The sequence below is a fragment of the Agromyces selenitireducens genome (assembly GCF_052748465.2).
The window spans coordinates 1,459,121-1,473,280 of sequence record NZ_CM188259.1 but is presented as its reverse complement, the minus strand read 5'-3'; the positions used below and the strand labels follow the sequence as shown (position 1 = coordinate 1,473,280).

Annotated in this window: 7 protein-coding genes; all 7 read right to left on the bottom strand. The window is 74.2% G+C overall.

Annotated features, from left to right (window positions below):
• Positions 1-80: 80 nt before the first annotated feature.
• Genes ACULK4_RS06835 through ACULK4_RS06805 form a run of 7 tightly spaced genes read right to left on the bottom strand, consistent with a single transcriptional unit; the run spans position 81 to position 14,148 of the window.
• A complete protein-coding gene (locus ACULK4_RS06835; protein ID WP_445965379.1) occupies positions 81-2,468 on the bottom strand; it encodes a transglutaminaseTgpA domain-containing protein in 2,388 nt (795 codons plus the stop codon).
• Positions 2,465-3,811 (bottom strand): DUF58 domain-containing protein, encoded by a 1,347-nt coding sequence (locus tag ACULK4_RS06830; protein ID WP_445965378.1) that lies wholly within the window; start codon positions 3,809-3,811, stop codon positions 2,465-2,467. Before ACULK4_RS06830 ends, ACULK4_RS06835 begins: the two co-directional genes overlap by 4 nt.
• The gene (locus tag ACULK4_RS06825; RefSeq protein WP_445965377.1) at positions 3,808-4,779 is read right to left on the bottom strand and encodes an AAA family ATPase; all 972 of its coding nucleotides are present in this window, start codon (positions 4,777-4,779) and stop codon (positions 3,808-3,810) included. Before ACULK4_RS06825 ends, ACULK4_RS06830 begins: the two co-directional genes overlap by 4 nt.
• Before the next feature lie 17 nt (positions 4,780-4,796).
• Complete coding sequence (locus ACULK4_RS06820; protein WP_445965376.1) at positions 4,797-10,670, bottom strand: Ig-like domain-containing protein; 5,874 nt, start codon at positions 10,668-10,670, stop codon at positions 4,797-4,799.
• Positions 10,667-12,139 (bottom strand): serine/threonine-protein kinase, encoded by a 1,473-nt coding sequence (locus tag ACULK4_RS06815; RefSeq protein WP_445965375.1) that lies wholly within the window; start codon positions 12,137-12,139, stop codon positions 10,667-10,669. The genes ACULK4_RS06820 and ACULK4_RS06815 overlap by 4 nt, the downstream gene beginning before the upstream one ends.
• A 43-nt stretch (positions 12,140-12,182) precedes the next feature.
• Positions 12,183-12,992, bottom strand: coding sequence for a PP2C family protein-serine/threonine phosphatase (locus ACULK4_RS06810; RefSeq protein ID WP_445965374.1), 810 nt, complete (start codon positions 12,990-12,992; stop codon positions 12,183-12,185).
• A 25-nt stretch (positions 12,993-13,017) separates the two neighbouring features.
• Positions 13,018-14,148, bottom strand: coding sequence for an FHA domain-containing protein (locus ACULK4_RS06805; RefSeq protein ID WP_445965373.1), 1,131 nt, complete (start codon positions 14,146-14,148; stop codon positions 13,018-13,020).
• Positions 14,149-14,160 lie beyond the last annotated feature (12 nt).

The window sequence follows — 14,160 nt, the reverse complement described above, 5'->3', positions numbered from 1 at the left end:
GGTCGATCGGCCGGCGCGATTCGGGCGTGGCCGACGTCGAGCTGCCGCATTCGCCGCAGAACATGGCGCCCTCGGGGAGGTCAGCGCCGCAGATCCGGCAGTTCACGAGCCGCCTCCCTTCGGCTGCCAGCGTACTGGCCGAACGAGGCGAGCGAGATGGCGGCCCTCAGCCGCTCGCGCCATGACCGAGGCGCCGCGATGCGCTGCTGCAGCTCGTCGACCGCCGCCCACACGCGGTCGTCGTCGCCATCGCCGGGTCCTCCGGGCGCGTAGACCGAACGGTCGACGACCGCCGCGAGCACGAGCGGGCCGAGTCCGCCGACGGTCGCGGCCTGTTCCGCACGGGTCGCGCCCGGGTCGATCGGGTAGCCGTGGTCGGCGGCGGTGTCGGTGAACTCCTGCCACCCGCCCTCGATGCGCTCCACCGGCGTGGACGCACGCCGTCGGAGCCGACGGCGACGGGACTTCGCGAGCACGACCGCGAGGAACGGGCTCGCAGCGAGCAGGACCAGCGCGAGCACGATGCCGACGACGCGAGCCGCGGCGAGGAGCGCATCGAGCCACGCCGCGCCTTCGTCGTCGGCATCGTCCGAGCCGGAGTCCGGCTCGACCGAGAGGTCCTCGATGGGCGTGCGCTCCTCCGGCGGCGGCAGGGCCGACTGCGGGCGGGAGACGACCGTCGGCTCGTCGGGCTGGCGCTCCGGTATCTCGCGGGGTTCGGGGTTCGGGTCGACCTGCACCCACTCGCCGCCGCTCGCCTGGACCTCGATCCAGGCCTGCAGGTCCGCGCTGCGGAAGACCCGCGCGCCCTCCGCGTCGGCGCGTGCCCCGTCGCCGGGCAGGTAGCCGACGACCACCCGGGCCGGGAAGCCGATCGCGCGCGCCATGAGCGCGGCTGCGACGGCGTACTGCTCGCCGTCGCCGAGCATCGGCTTGACACTCGCGAACTCGGCCAGCCGGTCGAGCGAGTGACCGGACCGGCTCGGCTCGTCGTCGTCGCCGTGGCTGACGTAGCCGTGGGCGTGGAAGCCGCCGATGACCTTCTCCAGCCTCAGTCCGGGAGGGTCGGAGGCGGGCGCCCACGTGTCGAGGAGGCGGAGCAGGTCGTCCGGGGCGTCAGGTCCATCGGGCAGCACGGCACCTCCCGGCTGCATTCCGGCGAGGTCGACGTCGTCGACGGATGCCACGGACCAGGCCCGATACGCGTCGCCCTCCTGCAGCCCCGAGCGCACCCCGCCGGCGCCCGTGACGTCGTTGTAGTGGAACTCCTCGGCGAGCGCCTCGGCCCGCGCGGATGCCCGGGGACCGAACTCGATGCGTTCGAGCCGACCGATGCCCGGCACCCACACGTCGTCGTATCCGAGCACCTCGACGTCGAGCTCGACCGGTTCGCCCGGCGTGGCCGTCTGGTCGAGCCGGTACGGCAGCCGTGTGAACTGCCCGGACGCCGCCGCCCGGTCGGCGCCGCCGACCGAGTACACGACGCCGTCGTAGGTGTCGAGGGTGGCGATGCGCAGCCCGGCACCGTCGGGCAGCCCGCGGACCGACAGCATCGGCGTCGACGCGGTGTCCGGTTCGAACGCGCGCCGGAACGCGGCGAGCGGGCTGTCGAAGTCGTCCGGCTCGAACGGCGGCTGCAACTGCGCGCGCACGACCTCGCGTGGGCCGGGCGGGGCGACGGCGGTCGCCGCGGTCGCTCCGACCAGCGCCACCGCCACCAGTGCGGCGGCGGCGACGACCCGCCGCGCGTCGGCGAACGCGGCGTCCCTCGACTGCTCGGCGACCAGCGTCCCGCGGGAGGCGATGCCGACTCGGACGAGCCAGGCGACGCACGTCACGAGGAACGCGAGGCCGGACTGCACCGCGAGTTCGTCGTGCACCACCCCGAGGGCGATGCCCGCGATGAGCAGCAGCACCGGGGGCAGCACCGCCGCGGCGGGGCGCGGCGTGCGCAGCGCGATCGTCACCGCAGCCGCGGAGGCGATGAGGCCGAGCAGGAACGGCGGTACGAGCAGCGCCTGGTAGCTGCCGACGGGCACGGCGATGGTCACGAGCTGCTTCCACGACAGGGCGGTGCCGGCGACGAGCTCGACCAGCCCCTCCGCGGTGGGGAGCACGCCGGCGGACGCCCTCCCGGGCACGGCCACCGGGACGCCCAGCACGAGGTACGTGCCGGCCACGCCCGCGACGACGGCCCATGACGGCCATGACCGGATGGCTCCGGCGACCGCCACGGCCGAGCCCGTGAGGATCGCCACCACTGCGGCGACGACGAATGCGGTGCTCTCGTACACGGGCCACCACGGCACCATGGCCGCCGCGGTCATCGCAGCGATCATCGCCACGTCGAGGAGCGCCGGGATCGGCCCGTTCGCGCGACCGATCCCGAGGTCGCGAAGCCCCCGACCGCGCTCGCCGGACCTGGGCGCGCCGAGGGGCCGCTCCGGTCCGATCATGCGCTCGCTCATGCCACCGACGCCGTTCTCGCGACCATCGCCCGCAGGTCCTCGAGGTAGCCGATGCCGAACACCGAGAGCGCGCCGATCGCCCGAGCGTCGGCCTCGCCCTCCGCGGCGCACCTGACGACGACGCCCTCGACGCCCGCCGGGAGCCGCGATGCGGCCTGCCGCAGGGAGGCGACGGGTCGCGCCGTACCGGTCACCACGAACACGAGCGACACCCCGCTCACGGACTCCGAGGCGGCGCGGACCGTGTCGGCGAGCCCGGCGGCGCGGGGGTCGGTCTCGACGAGGCACAGGGCGTCCAGCAGGCGGTCGCGCGAGGCCGTCGGCAGCTCCCGCATCCCGGTGCCCCCGCGCGACCCGGGGGCGGCGGTCGACGCCCGGCCGGCAGCGCGGGCGCGGCCCGACGTGATGAAGCTGATGCTGCGCGCGTCGCGGATAGCGCGCGCCCCGAGGGACGCGGCCGCGCTGACGGCGAGCTCGAAGTCCTCGGCGTCCTCGTACGCGTCCGACGCGAGGTCGAGCACGACCATCATCCGGCTCCGCCGCGTCTCCTCGAACTGCCGGACCATGAAGGTGCCCGTCTTCGCGGAGCTCCGCCAGTGGATGTAGCGCCGGTCATCGCCCGGCTGGTACTCGCGGAGCGCGTGGAACGCGATGTCGCTCACGGTGAGGTCGCGGGTCGGCGTGCCCTCGAGGTCGCGCAGGTAGCCCGTGCTGAGCGGCGAGACCGCGATCGTGCGGGGGTGCACGTGGAGCATCCGCACGCCCGACCACTCGATGTCGCGTCGCATGAGCCCGATGGGGTCCGCGCGCACGGTCCGCACCGGACCGACCGCGATGACGCCGCGCCGGCGGGTCGGGACGGCGACCCGCTCGTCGAACACGGCGTCGTGCGCGAGCGGAGGCAGCATGCGCGACACGATGCGATCGCCGACGGGCAGCTCGAGCCGCGCTGCGGCGAAGCGGCGCCGTCCCGGGTTGCGCGCGACGAGCCTGGCCTCGGCGGCCTCGCCGACGGCCACCCGGTCGACGGGCAGCGACAGGTCGATGCTGCCCGCGCCCCGCCCCGCGAGGTGGGCCGAGGCGAGCACGACGAGGAGCGCGAGGCCCCAGCCGACGACGACGAGTTCGGCCCAGCCCCAGCCGTAGCCGAGGGCGAGCGCGGCCACGGCCGCCACGACGACGCCCCAGCCGAGCGTGGTGACGACTCCGCGGGCGGAGGTCGCCAGCCGGTCGACGACGGATGCCGCGGCGCGCGCCGCCGCGACGCCGCGCCCGATCACGACCGCGAGCAGACCCTCCCTGGCCGCCTCCTCGGGGATCGTGGAGCCGGTGTGGAACGTCACCCGGCCTGCCTCGCCGACGGCGGGGGCGTCTCGATGAGGACCTGCGCGATCATGTTCGAGGCGGTCACGCCGTCGAACTCCGCCTCGGGGTCGAGGATGAGCCTGTGGGCGAGCACCGGCTCGGCGAGGGCCTTCACGTCGTCGGGCACGACGTAGTGGCGACCGCGACCCGCGGCATGGGTCTTCGCGGCGCGGACGAGCGCGAGCGCGCCGCGCACGCTCACACCGAGGCGGACCTCCTTCGCGGTCCGGGTGGCGTCGACGAGCCGCGAGACGTAGTCGTGGATGGTGGGGTCGACGTACACGGTCCGCGCGAGCGCGGCCATCCGCACGATCTCGTCCGCGTCGAGGCGCGGCTCGACGCGCTGGTCGTGCGCGCGCTGGTCGGTGCCCTCGAGGATGCGGATGGTGGACGCATGGTCCGGGTAGCCGATCGAGGTCCGCATGAGGAACCGGTCGAGCTGCGCCTCGGGGAGTCGGTAGGTGCCCGCCTGCTCGACGGGGTTCTGGGTCGCGATCACCATGAACGGCCGGCCGGCGGGATGCGTCTGCCCGTCCACGGTCACCTGTCCCTCCTCCATGACCTCGAGGAGGGCCGACTGCGTCTTCGGGCTCGCGCGGTTGATCTCGTCGGCGAGGACGATGTTGGCGAAGATCGGACCGGGGTGGAACTCGAACGCGCCGGTGCGCTGGTCGTACACGGACACGCCCGTGATGTCGCCCGGCAGCAGATCGGGCGTGAACTGGACGCGGTTGCTCGACCCGGCGACCGACTGCGCCATGGCCCGCGCGAGCGAGGTCTTCCCCGTGCCGGGGACGTCCTCGAGGAGCAGGTGGCCCTCGCTCAGCAGTGCGGTGAACGCCAGGCGGATGACGCGGTTCTTGCCGAGCAGGACCTCCTCGACCGCGCCCACCAGTCGGTCGAGGTCGGCGGCGAACCGGCTCGCGTCGTCGGGGGTCATGGTCATGCGTGCTCCCTGCGCGTTCATCGGGCCTCGAATCTCGCGGTGATGCCCGCGACCTCAACATCCAACCAGACCCGGTCCCCCGGACCGCCCCCGGCGACCTGGCACGAGGTCGCCGACTGGGCGACCCGGCCGACGGCGTCGCCCTCGATGCCGCAGCGGTACGCGGCCGGGAGGCCGCCATTGGCCGGGTCGGCGGTCCACGTCCAGGTCGACGTCGCCGGATCGTAGGCGCGGCCGGGCAGCGCGAACGTGAGCGACGGCGACTCGCCGGACGGCTGGGTCTCCGACCACGGGCCGCACGAGCCCCACACCGAGCAGGCACGAACCTGGAACCGGGCGGTCTCGCCGAACGGACGGCTGAGCAGCGCGCGCAGCCATCCGGAGCCGTTGAAGTCGCGCGGCGTTCCGACGCGGGCGCCGTTCGCGTCGACGGCGATGATCTGGAGCCGGCGCGTGCCCGCGTCGACCCCGGAGACGTAGCGGTCCCAGGTCTCGACGTTGAGCCAGTCCATCGCACTGTCCACCCCGGTCACGCCGCCCGGGGCGGGACGGACGACGGTGCTCGCGACCGCGGTGTGCACGCAGCCCGCGCGGTTGTAGCCCCAGACGACGAACGAGTACCGCGCGGCCTCCGTCGAGGTGCCCGTGAACGACACGCTCGCGACGTCCGGCCCGGCCCTCACGACCTCGGCCACGGTGCCGCCCACGGTCGGCGCCACCACGGTGCCCGGTGCCGGCTTCGTCACCGAGCAGGCCTGCGCGCCCGTCGGCACCGAGGACTCGCCCTCGACGAGCCGCTCGACGAAGTACCCGGCGATCGCATCGCCGTTGCCCGCGAAGGGGCTCCAGGAGACCACGACCGATCCCGCCGCGGCATCCGCGTCCACCGCGATGTCGCCCGGGACGGGAGCCCCGAACGGCGTGCCCGAGGTCGTCGCCTCGGTCCACGTCGCGAGCGCGGGGAAGGCGCCGTTCCGCGCGCTCACGCTCACCGCGACGCTGCTGCCGTTCGCGAGTCCCTGCGACTCGGTGGCGCACAGAGCGGCCGTGCAGACGCGCGCGGCCGAGACCTCGAGCGGCGACCCGGCGACCGACACCACGTAGGTGCCGACGGGGCTGCCCGATCCGGTCGGGACGGGATCCCACTCGATGCGGAGCCGGCCGTCGAGCGGCATCGCCCGGAGTCCGCTCGGCGGCCCCGGGATCACGTCGGACCACACCGGGGTGGGCAGTTCCACCGGGTCGGAGAGGCCGATGCCGTTCCGCGCCTGGACGCGCACCTTCACCGCGGCGCCGGGGCCGTTGCCCGGAGTGGCCACGCCGCACGTCGTCGCCAGGCACTCCGTCGCGCCGATCTCGCTGCCGTCGCCGGGGTCGACCAGGGAGATGCGGTAACCCTGGATCGGCGAGTTGTTGAAGGCGCCGGCGCCGAACGCGACGTCGAGCACGCCGTCGCCGAATCCTGTCATTCGTGCGTCGGTCACCGGGTCCGGACGGTCCTGGACCGAGATGGTCACGGTGCCCCACGCGTACCGGCTGCGATCACCGGTCGCGTCGGCGACCTGGTACTGCACGGCCGTGTTCACGGGCTCGGCGCCCTCGGACACCGTGATCGACAACCGCGACCGATCGGCATCGGGGGTGATCGAGACCCCGGCGGGCAGGCCTGAATCCAGGCCGCGCACGGCGACGACCCGCAGCGGCGTGTCCGGGAACGGATTGCCCGCCGCATCGTTCGCGAGGACGTCCACCGTCGTCGTCCGTCCCCGCGGCGCGACCGCCTCGTCCGACGCCGGCTGGGCGAGCGGCCTGGTGGAGGGCACGACGCGGAACTCGACGCGCCCGGGCGTGCCCTCCACGGCGCCGTCGGAGACCGCGATCGTGACCGCGTCGCGCGTGCCCTGCGGCGTGGACTCTGCCGCGCGCACCCGCAGCTCGCCCTCGTCGACGGCGACGTCGAAGCCCGCCGGCGGTTCGCCGACGATCCGGAAGTCGAGATCGGCCTCGCTCTCGTCGTCGGGCCGGCTGGTGAGCCGCTCGAGTGCGATGGTCCTCGCCTGCCCGGGCTCGAAGTCGATGACGCCGCCGGTGAACGTCGGCGGCTGGCCCTCGGTCGGACGCACGTCGATCGGGATGACGATCGTGCCGGTGCGCCCGTCCGGATCGTCCGCCGACTCGCCGTCGGTGACGGTGAACGAGAGGGACGCCGGTCCGAAGTACCCCGGCTCGCTGCGGAAGCGGAGCGTGTCGTCGTCGACCACGAGGTCGCTGCCGTCCGAGTGCGAGGCGCGCACGGTCGCGGCATCCGTCAACCGGACCGGACGCCCCGAGGCCGCCACGACGTGGTCGTCGAGCTCGAGGACGACCTCGTCGCCCGTCGTCACCCGCACCTGCGGCGCGTCCCGGCGCAGCTGCGGGATCGCGTCGTCCCGACCCGGCACCCAGATGAACGCCAGCGCGCGCAGGTCGGGGTCGTCGGGATGGCCCACCGCGTAGGGCACGATCCGCTGCCGGTCCCGTACGTCGACCTCGATCTCCCCCGCCCCGGTCACCCGGGCGCCGTCCTCGTACCCCTCGACGAGCGAGACCGACGCGTCGCGGGCGTTCGCGTCGGCGATGAAGACGTCCGACAGCACGTCGACCTCGACGCGGTCCTCCTCGAGGATGTCGCTCAGGCTGAGGACGACGTCCGCGGCCTCGGGACGCAGGAGCGGCGCATCGGCCCGGGCGTCGACGCGGAGGAAGGCGGTGGTGGCCCCCAGGCGTTCGTTCTCGACCGTGTAGACGAAGCTGTGGTCGGCCTCGCCCTCGGGCACCTCGACGCGGATCACGTCGTCGTCCACGCGCGCCGTGGCCGTGCCCGTGTTCGACTCGACCGCGGCGATCATGAGCTGCTCGCCATCGGGGTCCGAGTCGTTGGCGAGCACCCGGACCGCGATGGTGCGGCCGGGACGGACGGTGATCCGGTCGTCGACGGCGACCGGCGCGCGCGCTCCCTCCAGGCCGGGTGCGACGCCGACCCGAACGGTCCCGGTGGCGCGAGCGCCCAGCGCGTCCACCACCGAGTACTCGAACGTGTCGGTTCCGGCGGAGTACTCGCCGGCATGGTACTCGAGCCAGTCCGATCCGCGATCCACGACCGCGCCGCGCTCCGGGTTGGATTCCTGGCCGAGCAGCTGCACGGAGTCGCCGTCCGGATCGACGCCGCCGAGCGGGATGCGGATGCGGACCGTGTCGCCGGCCAGCACCTGCGCTGTCGCGGTCGCCGGAACGGGCGCGGTGTTGGTCTCCGGGTCCGCCTCCCGCACCGTGATGGCGACGGATGCCGTGGCGTACTGCCCGTCGGGACCGGCCACCCGGTACGCGGCCTCGAACACGCCCGGCTCCTCCGGCGCATGGAATCGGAGGCGGTTGCCCGCGACGAACAACAGCCCGTCCGCCGGGAGCTCGAGGAGCTCGGGGTCGAGCTGGAGCGGGTCGCCGTCGGGATGCTCGTCGTTGTCGAGCACGGGGATGTCGATCACGTCGCCGGTGCGTGCCGACGCCGTGTCCGGCGCCGCGACCGGCGGCTGCGGCTCCGGCGGCGCCGGCACCTGCACGACCGTGACGGTCCCCTCGGCGTCGGCGAGGCCGTTGCTCACGCGATATCCGAAGGTGGCCGAGCCCTGCTCGAGCGGGCGCGTGAGGCTCACGCGCAGCATCCGGTGCTCGATCACCTCGACGCGCACGCCGGGGTCGTCGGGCGCCTCACCGGGACCGGTGATCACCAGGAGCCCGCCCGTGGGGTCGATGTCGCCGGCCAGGACGTCGACCTCCATGGGCTGGTCGAGTCGCAGGAACGCGGTGTGAGGCACGGTGATCGGCGTCGTGTCGCGCTCGGGCGGCGCCGCCACCTCGACGCGGATCGTGCCGGTGGCGGTCTGCCCGCCGTCGGTGACGGTGTACTCGAGGAAGTGGGTGCGCACCGCGCCGCTCGTGAATCGGAAGGTGCCCTTGTCGAAGTCGGGCGCGAGCTCGGCCTCGGGCTTGGACGGCACGGCGGACAGCCTGATGTCGCCGGAGCCGCCACGCACGTGCCGAAGCGGCTCGAGGCGGATCTCCTCGCCCTGCGTCGCCAGCGCGACGAACGACTCCGCGACGAGGGGCGCCTCGCCGGGTGCGCGCACGCCCACCCGCAGCGTGCCGGAGCCGTCGTCGCGACCGTCCGAGACCAGCAGCGACACCCGCCGCTCGGCTCCCTCGCCGCCGCGCTCGTCGAACACGACCACGCCCTCGGCGGTCGAGGTCACGTCGTCGGGAGCGCCGACGGACGCGTTCCGAAGGAACATCGGGTCGCCGTCGGGATCGACCCACTCCCCGAGCACGGCGGTGGTCACCCGGCCGCTCGATTCGACGACCGCCCGCGCGGCGCGCACCTGGACGGGAGGAGCGTTCTCGTCGGCCTCGCGAACCGTCACCCGCGCGACGGCCTGGGCGGAGCCGCCGCGACCGTCGTCGATGTCGTACCGGAGGTCGAACGAACCGGCCGCGCGGTCGTCCAGCGTCAGCTGCAACTGCTGCCGGTCGGAGACGAGGTCGATGCGCGCGCCCTCCGGCAGGTCGCCCGAGGTCGAGGCGATCACGAGGACGTCGCCGTTCGCGTCGTAGTCGTTGAGCAGCACGGGCAGCAGGGTCGAGCGGCCCGGGCGCGCGCCGAACTCGTCGTCGACCGCCACCGGCGCCACCTGGCTCTTCTCGGTCGTGACCGGCGAGTCGGGGTCGTTCTGCTCGACGCGGCGCTCGTCCCGCTCGACCGCGAGCAGCTCGTCCCAGTTGTCGATGAGCTCGTACCCGTCGGCGGCGGCCCAGGTGGCGCCGGTCTGCCCGTCGTTGAGCACCAGGGCGTCGCCGTTCGCGAGGAAGCGCAGGCCTGCTCCGGCGACGCGGCGCTGCAGGTCGTGGAGGTCCCCGGCGTCCTCGCCGCACGCGCGCCAGGCGCTTCCGCCGCCCCAGGCCGCATGGACGCACCCGCCGTGCAGGATCGGCCGAGCCGGTCCGCCCGATCGGCCGCCGACGAGCTCGCGCGGCGCGGAGCCGTCGAACGCGACCTCGATGAGGCGGTCGCGCGTGGCGATCAGGATCGCCTCGCCGCCGACGGAGGGACGCTGGAGCACCGCTCCGCCGGCCCCCGAGACGAGTCCGGACAGGTCGACGGTCCGCCCGTCGAGGTGGAGGACCCGCCCGACGGTGTCGAGCACCGCCCAGCGCCCACCCGCAGAGGTGACCTGCACGCCCTCGGGCTCGATCGGCTCGAGCCGCCACGAATCGACGATGCCCTCGGGTGCGGCGGCACGGACCTCCCTGACCTCGCCGGTGGACGGTGTGAAGCCGAACACGCGGCCGGCCTCGTCGACCGACACGACGGATTCCGCACCGAACTCGAACGCCGGCTCGGCGTCGCTGACGAAGCGCCCGAACTCCTCCACCGGCTCCACCCAGAGGTCGCCGTCGGCGGTGACCACGACGCGGTCGCCCGCGAGGGCGACCTCCGTTCCCGCGGGGGGCACGGCGACCGTGTCGATGACGCTGGCCGTCGCCGGGTCGACGATGCCCACGCTCGCCCGGTCCCGATCGAGCACGAGGACGGTCGAGCCGCGCTGCACGACCTCGGGGCGCGTTCCGCCGGCCTCGACCACGGCGTTGAGCTCGTGGACCGCCGTGTTCGCCCTGCCGACCGACTCGGACCGTTCGTTGGAGACCCAGACCGCGGCGTCCCCGAGGTCCACGCGCTGGGCGGTGTAGCCGCCGGACGCCACCGCCACCCCGGCGACCACGGCGACCACGACGCCGACCGCGGTCCCCGTCAGCACGCCCGCGCGCCGGGTGCGCCAGAGCTCCCGCACGTCGATCACGGCAGGTCCACCTCGACGCACCGCTCGGCGCTCGGGGCGCCCGTCCGCCCGTCGCGCGATACCGCGACGGTGACGCACACCGGTCCGTCGGACTCCGCGATGACCGCGGCGATCGCCTCGCGCTGCGGCGGACGCTCGCCGCCCTCGACGTTCACGACGTAGGAGTCGCCCTGCCGAAGTCCGGGATCGTCCCAGGTGAACACCACGTTCGCGCCGGACACCTCCGCGCTCACGTTCGCCACGACCGGAATCGACGCGGCCCCTCGTGCGACCGTCAGCAGGCCCGCGACGACGAGCCCGACGAACACCGCCGCCGCGATGCCGACGCCCCACAGCAGCCGGCCGGTGCTGGGCGGCGCGGCGCCACGGCGGACCGCCGCGTCGTCGCCGCGGGATCGCGAGTCCGCGGCGGGGCGGACCGCCCTCGCGGCCGACGACGCGCGCCGTCGACGCGGACGCGTCGAGCCGGTGTCGGCCGAGCTCCCGGCGCCCAGCCGGGTGCGCTCGTCGAGGTCGACGGCGGTCGCGATCGCCCAGTCGTCCATGGCGACCTCGAGCGGCGTCTGGGGCAGCGCGAGTTCCTCCTCGACCGCCTGCAGGTCGCGGATGAACTCCAGCGCGCCCGCCTGGCGATCGGCGGGTCGTTTGGACATCGCCCTGGCGAGCACCGCCTCCAGGCTCGGCGGCACGTCCGGCCGCCCCGTCGGCTGGAGCCTCGATCGCTCGATGCGGTTCACGATCGCCATCGTGCCGTTGTCGCCGCCGGGCACCTCGAACGGGCTGCGCCCGGCCAGCAGCGAGTACACCGTGGCGCCGAGCGACCACACCTCGCTCGCCACGGTGCCCGAGACCTCGTCGAGGAGCACTTCGGGAGCCGACCACGGGATGGAGAGCCCGACCGTGTCGTTCGCCTCCGCCTGTCCGAGGGTCGCGGCGATCCCGAAGTCGGAGAGGACGGGGTGCCCGTAGGCCGTGGTCAGGATGTTCGACGGCTTGATGTCGCGGTGGAGCACGCCCTGACGGTGCGCGGTCTCGATGGCGCTCGCGATGCGCACGCCGATCGAGAGCACCTCGGCGATCGGCAGCTGCACGGCGCGGTACCGCTGGCCGAGCGTGGCCGAGCAGTACTCCATCACGAGGTACGGACGGCCGTCGGCGGCGACGCTCGCCTGGTAGACGGTAAGGATCGACGGATGGCTGGAGAGCTGGGCCATGAGGTTCGCCTCGGCCTGGAACATCCGGCGGACGTCGTCGTTCACGACCTCGGCGAGCAGCACCTTCACCGCGACGAGCCGCCGGGGCATGTTCTGCTCGTACAGGAAGACGTCGGCGAAGCCACCGGCTCCGAGCACCCGGATGAACGAGAACCCCGGGAGGCTCGGCGGCGTGGACGGCAGTCGCCTCGTCACGTTCCTCCCAGCGGGTTCGGGCACCGGCAGCGCGCCGGGCGCGCTCGGCGCCCGGTGCATCGCCCCATTGTAGGTCGACGGATGCCGCGGAGGACCGTCCCGCTCAGGACTGGTCCGAGGCCGCCTCCGCGGGCCGCTCCACCCGCAGCACGTCGACGACGACCACGGTGACGTTGTCGCGCCCGCCATTGCCGACGGCGGCCTCGACGAGCTGGTGCACGGCCTGCTCCGGACGGCGACCCGAGATGAGGAAATGACGGATGCCGTAGGAGGTGAGCTCCTTCGTCAGTCCGTCGGAGCACACGAGCAGCCGCATGCCCTCCTCGAGCGCGATCGCCCGGTAGTCGGGGATGGGTGCCTCGTGGAATCCGACCGCACGCGTGATCACGTTCGAGTGCGGATGCGTGTCGGCCTCCTCGCGCGAGATCTGACCCGCGTCGACGAGTTCCTGGACGATCGAGTGGTCGACGGTGAGCTGTTCGAGCACGCCGCCGACGAGGCGGTACACGCGCGAGTCGCCGATGTTGAAGACGATCCACGCCGGCTGGTCGCCGATGACGCCGAGGGCGACGCCGGTCACGGTCGTGCCGCTGCCCTCGTCGGTGACGCCCGTGCCGCGCCCCATGTCCTGCACGGCGAGCTGCAGTGCGGCGTCGATGTCGGCGGTGCCGACGGCCGGCTTGCCGCCGTGCTCGGCGAGTCGGGTGACCACGGCGGCGCTCGCGAAGTCGCCCGCGGCGTGTCCGCCCATCCCGTCCGCGACCGCGAACACCGGCGCCTGCGCGACGAAGCTGTCCTCGTTGACCGCACGGCGCAGGCCGGTGTCGGTGGCCGCAGCCCACGAGAGCGTGACCTCGGTGCCGTCCGGCAGCGCGATCCGGTGCCGGCTGTTGCCGTTGCCGATCTGCGTCACCTGGTCCGCCCCTGTCCGGTGGAGGTCATGCCTCGATCCCCCCGAGATCGGTCAGGATCTCGACGATCGTATCCCCTCCGAGTTGCAGGGTCGTGCCCGGGGCGACGACGACCGACTCCCCCGGACGCAGTCGCCGGACCCCGGCGGCGGAGCGGACGATGGTCCCGTTCGTCGAGCGGAGGTCGGTGGCCACGACCCGGATCCCCTCCCGCCGCAGCTCGAGGTGGGTCGCGGAGACGACCTCAGCGGGCGAGTCGACGCGCACGAGCGCGACCTCGCCCTGCGGCATCCGCGGAGGCTTGGGGCTGCGACCGATGATGACCGGGCAGTCGATCACCGCCGCCTCGCCGCCGACCACGCGGAAGGCCGTCGCCGGAACGGGCAGCTCCCGGGTGTCGCCGGAGTCCGCCTCGTCGTCGGCGCGATCGCGGGCCGCAACGGTGTCGTCCTCGATGACCAGTTCGGGCCGGGGCGCCCGCGCCGTGATCGTCGCCCCCGCGTGCCCGGACGAGCGGACCGTGTCCGCGTCCTCGAGGATCGGCATCGGGGCCGTCGGCGGCGCGTGCCTGAGCGAGCGCACGGTGTCGGCGTCGACGGCCGCGCCGTGCAGTCGCGGCCGGCGCGCGAGCACCGTGTCGGCATCGAGTGCATACGGGTCGGCACGCTCGGGCAGTTCGCGCCAAGACCACTCGACCGCCGCCGCGCGGAACGACGCACGGCGGGCCGGGACCACCTCGCCGGCGAGCGCCGCATGCCGGACGGCCTCGAGCGGCGAGCCCGCGGCGGCGATGCGCAGCCGTGTGACGGCCGAGAACTCCGCGAGGTGCCATGGCGTGATCCCGCGTGCGTCGAACCGCCGGGATCCGCCCGGGGAGGCGAGGTCGACGACGGCCTGTCCGCGCACGAGTGCGGTGAGGGGGTCGCCGCCGCGTGGCCACCAGACGAGGGCGAGGTCCTCGATGCCGCCGGGGCCCATGGGGATCCGGGCGACGAGGCCCTCCACCTCCACGTCGTCGGCGGCGGCGACGTCGGCGACCGCGCTCGTCACGCGATCGGGCGCGGGCGCCGCGAGCGCCGCGATGAACCGCTCCCCGACGACCACGTCCCACTGCGGCGCCTCCGGGTCGACCCTGCTGCGCACTGCCCCGTCGACCATGGCAACCAGTCT